A 5,084-nucleotide genomic window follows, 5' to 3' on the forward strand; every position below is an offset into this window, starting at 1 on the left:
AACGGTCATCTTCAAAAATAATAATTGTTCCTGTAGGAAGACGTTCTCCTTGTAACTGCCCTCGATTCCACATTCTCCAAGCAGTGTCATAACTGATCCCTTTTTTCTTAGCATAATCTGATAGTTTTATATGAACTGCAATGTAAACTTGTACTAACCATATTAGCAGTTGTTTGCAGTCATTTGCATATATTTTTTATAAAACTTTACAATACCTGAAATCCCTTTTCTAGATCTTCGATCGCGTAGGTTAAAATTTTCCAATTCAGGCGATCAATTTCCTCCTCGGCAATTCTGACTATTGCTTCCAGAGATCTTTGAATCCATTTACCATCTTTTAAGTGGGGCAAATGTTGCAGCAATTTCAGCAAGTCTTCGGTTAATTGAGAATAGGAATTTTCCATTGGTGGGTTGGGTTTTGGGTTTTAGGGTGGTCACTGCGTGCGCGTTGCGGGGGGTTTTAGGGTGTTGGGGAAGATATTTCTTAGTCCCCATTTCCCCATTTCCCTGTCCATTAGTTCACTATTTAAAGACTTAAGGTCACTATTCAGGATTATTTATTGCTTGATTAACTTGGGTGATTTGGGTTTGAAAATATTGTTCACGATAACGGATAGCTTGGGCTAATTCCGCACCTTTTTGGAAAGCGAGTAAAGCTTGGGGATAATTTTTTCTCTCTAGATAAATTTGACCGATTTGATCGTAGGTATTCATTAAACCGTAGTAATTATAACCCAATTCATGGACTTTAATTAATTCTTGATAGATTTGTAAAGCATAATCCACCTGTTGATAACTTTTATAAAGTTCGGCCAACTTATTTAAAGCTTCTCCTGCGGTGCCGTACTGTTGTAAAGCAAAAGCGAGAGAATAGGCTTCTTGAAAGTTTTGGCTGGCTTTATTTGCATCTTTTAAAGCTTGGTAATCTAAACCAATTTGAATTTTTAGAGCGGGAATTAACTGTATTTGCTGATTTCTGATCTGGGTTTCAGCTATTTCTTCTTTAATTTTTACCGCGTTAGCTGGTTGCAGAGATTCTCGATAAATTTCTGCTAGTCTTTGCAAATAAATTCCTTGCTTGAGTGAGTCATTACGAGCTTTGGCTAGTGCTAATAATTCCTCGTAAACTGGGGATGCTTTTTGATAATCAAAACGGGATAAATGAATTTGACCAAGTTGATTTAGAGTCGCTTCTACTGCCACATTATCACCAGATTGTCTGGCATTAGCTAGAATTTTATCATAGATAATTATCGTCTCATTAAAAGCTCGGATCTGTTGATAGGATGTACCTAGTAATGCTAATAATTCCCCGTCCATTGTCTGGTTAGTTTCTGCGGTTTGTTGCAGAGCTTTTAAACGAGCAGTAATTAATTTAACATCCTCGGTTCGATCTCGATTCCAAGCTGCTAACCCCACTTTTCCCAAAGATTTTACTTCTTCTTTGGCTCCTAAATAACGATTTAATTTAATCACTTCATACCAGATAGGAAAAGCTTCCTCATTTAATCCCGCATCGTATTTAGCCTGAGCTTCAGCATCGCGTTGATCGATGTATAATAAAAGTTGACGACGCTCCAAGGGAGTTAAAGGGCGATCGATTGCGGGTAATAAAGGACTTTTTAGGGGAGTTTCGAGGGGATTGGCTGCAGGGGTTTCTGTTTGTGCGAGGAGAGGAAGGGAAGTACCGATCAAACAGAGCCATAAACTGAGAGAAAAACGTAGCATAATAGATTGATAGGAGCGTAGTAGAGGATGATATTTTGTGATTGATCGATTCTATAAGAGACTGACTGCCGAAAATTTGCGTTTCCCAATTTTGGGTTTAATTGCTAGTTTGATTGTAACCTTTAGTCTGGGGGCCTGTGGTGTCTCCCCGCAAGTTTTGGCAGAACAACGAATGTTTCTACCCCTCTCGGTCGAGTTTTTGGGAGAATATCAATTACCAGAAGCGGATTATCAGGAGACAAGGGTGGGGGGATTATCGGCAATTACTTATGATCGTGCCAATAACCGCTTTTATCTCCTCAGCGATGATCGTTCTCAGAAAGCTCCGGCCCGCTTTTATACGGCTAGTTTGCAGATAAATGATGAAAAAATCGAAAAAGTGAATTTAGAGGCGGTCACGTTCCTAAAAGATGGCAAGGGAGAAAGGTTTAAAAAGGGATCGATCGACCCGGAAGGTATCGCTTTTTCGCCCCGACAAACTTTGTTTATTTCCAGTGAAGGTGCGGTTAAAGAGGGAATTGCTCCTTTTATTGCTGAATTTGATTTGCAGGGACAATTAAAGGAGTCTTTGTTAATTCCTAATCGCTTTTTACCAGATGATACCAATCAAAAAGGAATACAGGATAATTTAGGGTTTGAATCCTTAACTTTAGGGATTACCAGCACTCTCAAAGACGATCCTTTTCGTTTGTTTACTGCCACAGAAAACGCTTTAATTCAAGATAGTCCCACGGGAAAAAGAGCAGAAAATCTCAGAGTGCGACTTCTTCATTATGTGATTGATCCGATTGGTGCGCCTGTGTTAGTATCGGAACAATTGTATGTGTTAGATGAGCCACCTAGTGGTGCGAGATACTACGGTTTAACGGAATTATTAGCTTTAGAAAAAGAGGGTTATTTTCTCAGTTTAGAGCGAACTTTTGGTTTAGAAGGTTTTGGAGCGAAACTATTTCAGGTAGTTAATGGTAGTGCCACGGATACCTCGAAAATTGCTCGGATACCGGGGGAATTAGAAGCTTTACAGGTGCAACCCTTGCGGAAAAAATTATTACTAGATTTAGGGACTTTGGGGATTGATTTAGATAATTTAGAAGGAATGACCCTCGGTCCAAGATTAGCTGATGGCAGTCGCTCTTTGATTTTAGTCAGTGATGATAATTTTAATCCGAATCAGGTCAATCAGTTTTTACTATTTCGACTCAAGGAAAAATAAACAAGAGATGGTTAATTGCCTCACCTATCCCCTTCTGGGAGAGGGATTGGGGTGAGGACTAGCAATAAAGAAAAAGGGGATAAATAGCCGGTTTAAAGACACAACGGCCAGTTAATAATCACTTTTTTCGATATCTTTGCGAAGATCATTCAGGTCAATATAGCGATCGGTAGCGTTGCGTAATTCCCTAGCGATCATCCCTTCCGTAGAAACTACGGTAATATGAGTATTTTTAGAGCGCAATAGTTCGATCGCTCGTTCAAAATCGCCATCACCGCTAAATAAAATCACTCGATCGTATTGATCGACGGTATTAAACATATCGACGACAATTTCGATGTCTAAATTAGCTTTCTGGGAAAAACGACCGGAACTATCATCATAATATTCTTTCAAAATTTTTGTTCTCACCGTATAACCCAAACTAATTAAAGCATCGCGAAAACCTCTTTGATCTTGGGAATCTTTTAAACCCGTGTACCAAAAGGCATTAATTAACATAATATTCGGGTCGTTGGTGAAGTAATTTAACACCTTGCGCGGGTCAAAAAACCAACCATTTTTTTGTTGAGCATAAAACATATTATTGCCATCCACAAAAATCGAAAGGCGATCTTTCGGACGGGTGCCACCATTACAATGACAAAGACCGGCTTCTGTCATACAAAATACATACCTAATTTTTTATACAGTTTAACTATAAAATTACTTTTTAGTAATTTTACGGGGGAAAACGACTATTCTTTGGGGAATAGCGGTGATTTGAGAGCAAAAAGATAGCAACTAAAATAAAAATTAGCTTTTTTGTCTAAGTAGGGAGACACAATTATTTGTAGGATGGGTTAGCGGTAGCGTAACCCATGCGGGCGTTGGGTTTCATGCTTCAACCCAACCTACGTTTATCTTATATTTAATTCCACCCACCCACTTAGGAGACAAACTAGATAATAGTTTGGGAATAATTAAAAGTGATAATAGAGGGATTGTACAGTAATCAGGTCATTTTGATAATCTTTCTCGATAGATGGGTATCAATAGGGCTGGTTAGATCAGGTAGGAACACCAATCACTCCAACCTCCAGAATATAGCTTAACATTCTCGTATCCGGCTAGGGTCAGGGAAAAGATATTAACACAGGCTGTCACTCCCGAACCACAGTAGAGGATAATTTCTTGATCGCCTTGCCGCTCTTGCCAACGTTGTTTTTGCAGGGCCAGGGGTTGAGAAAAACCCTGACTATCGGTGACTTCTAACCAAGGATAATTAAGCGCCCCCTCGATGTGGCCGGCGATCGGATCGATCGGTTCCCTTTCGCCCCGATAGCGATCGCTTTCCCTGGCATCAATTAACACCACTCCCGCTTGCTCTTTTTGCCTTTTTACCTCCTCGATTGTGACTACCCAATCCTGTTGAACTTGGGGGAGAAAAGTGCCGGTTTTCGGCACAGGTATCTGATTAGAGACGGGATAACCGGCATTTAACCAATTTTGCCAACCACCATCGAGAATGCTGACTCGTTCATGGCCCAGATAACGTAATAACCACCAGAGACGACTGGCAAAGGCAAAACGGGAGGCATCGTAGGCGATGACATGGGTTTGGCCGGAAATCACCCCTAACGAGCTTAATTTAGCGGCGATCGTCGGCGGATTCGGTAAAGGATGACGGCCGCCATGACGGGCAACGGGAGCCGATAAATCGCGATCGAGGTGTAAATAGAAGGCATTTTCAATATGATTGGCTAAATACTCTTGATAACCGAGATCGGGATCGTTTAATTGAAAACGACAGTCAATAACCATCAGATCGGGGCGATCAAGATTAGTCACTAACCAACTAGGAGAAACGAGGGGTGCGATCGGATTCATGGCGGGAAAATTGTTTAATAATTAATAGACAGTTGCGTTGATCTTCGCTGCGAGTATAACTGAGTTGATCGGCGATTTTTTGGAGGATCGGCAGTCCTTGCCCATGACCAGAGAAACTATAGTCATGATAGGCGTTTTTCTCGATAAAGTCCTCTAAATCGAAGGCGGAACCCCGATCCCAGATGCGAATTTCCATCTGGGATCGGGTAATCTCGATCTCGATCTCGATCGGGATTTCGGGAGGTAGGTGTCGGTGAGCGTGACGGACTGCATT

The 5,084-nt window shown here is 41.0% G+C and carries 5 protein-coding genes and 2 pseudogenes; 1 reads left to right on the forward strand and 6 read right to left on the reverse strand.

From position 1 onward, the window contains the following. The 3 genes and pseudogenes from PX484_RS24540 to PX484_RS24550 form a co-directional block, all read right to left on the reverse strand. Positions 1–130, reverse strand: a pseudogene (locus PX484_RS24540) (IS607 family transposase); the annotation flags it as partial. Between the two features lie 82 nt (positions 131–212). Beyond that, positions 213–404 (reverse strand): annotated as a pseudogene (locus PX484_RS24545) (LOG family protein); the annotation flags it as partial. Between the two features lie 139 nt (positions 405–543). Beyond that, a complete protein-coding gene (locus PX484_RS24550) occupies positions 544–1,728 on the reverse strand; it encodes a tetratricopeptide repeat protein (protein ID WP_287766456.1) in 1,185 nt (394 codons plus the stop codon). Positions 1,729–1,765: 37 nt separating this feature from the next. Here PX484_RS24550 and PX484_RS24555 point away from each other — a divergent pair, with 37 nt between their 5' ends. Further along, the gene (locus PX484_RS24555) at positions 1,766–2,941 is read left to right on the forward strand and encodes an esterase-like activity of phytase family protein (RefSeq protein ID WP_288106027.1); all 1,176 of its coding nucleotides are present in this window, start codon (positions 1,766–1,768) and stop codon (positions 2,939–2,941) included. 111 nt (positions 2,942–3,052) lie between these two features. Here the strand turns inward: PX484_RS24555 and PX484_RS24560 are convergent, their stop codons facing one another. From PX484_RS24560 to PX484_RS24570, 3 genes are all read right to left on the reverse strand, one after another. Beyond that, a complete protein-coding gene (locus PX484_RS24560) occupies positions 3,053–3,604 on the reverse strand; it encodes a LabA-like NYN domain-containing protein (protein WP_002802138.1) in 552 nt (183 codons plus the stop codon). 381 nt (positions 3,605–3,985) lie between these two features. Then, on the reverse strand, positions 3,986–4,810 hold the full coding sequence (locus tag PX484_RS24565; RefSeq protein ID WP_287666724.1) for a sulfurtransferase: 825 nt from the start codon (positions 4,808–4,810) through the stop codon (positions 3,986–3,988). Then, positions 4,779–5,084 (reverse strand): ATP-binding protein (locus tag PX484_RS24570; RefSeq protein ID WP_288106031.1); only part of this gene is annotated, 306 nt, incomplete at its 5' end. The genes PX484_RS24570 and PX484_RS24565, both read right to left, overlap by 32 nt.

Source organism: Microcystis sp. M49636_WE2 (genome assembly GCF_030065375.1).
GTDB classification, from domain to species: Bacteria; Cyanobacteriota; Cyanobacteriia; order Cyanobacteriales; family Microcystaceae; genus Microcystis; species Microcystis aeruginosa_C.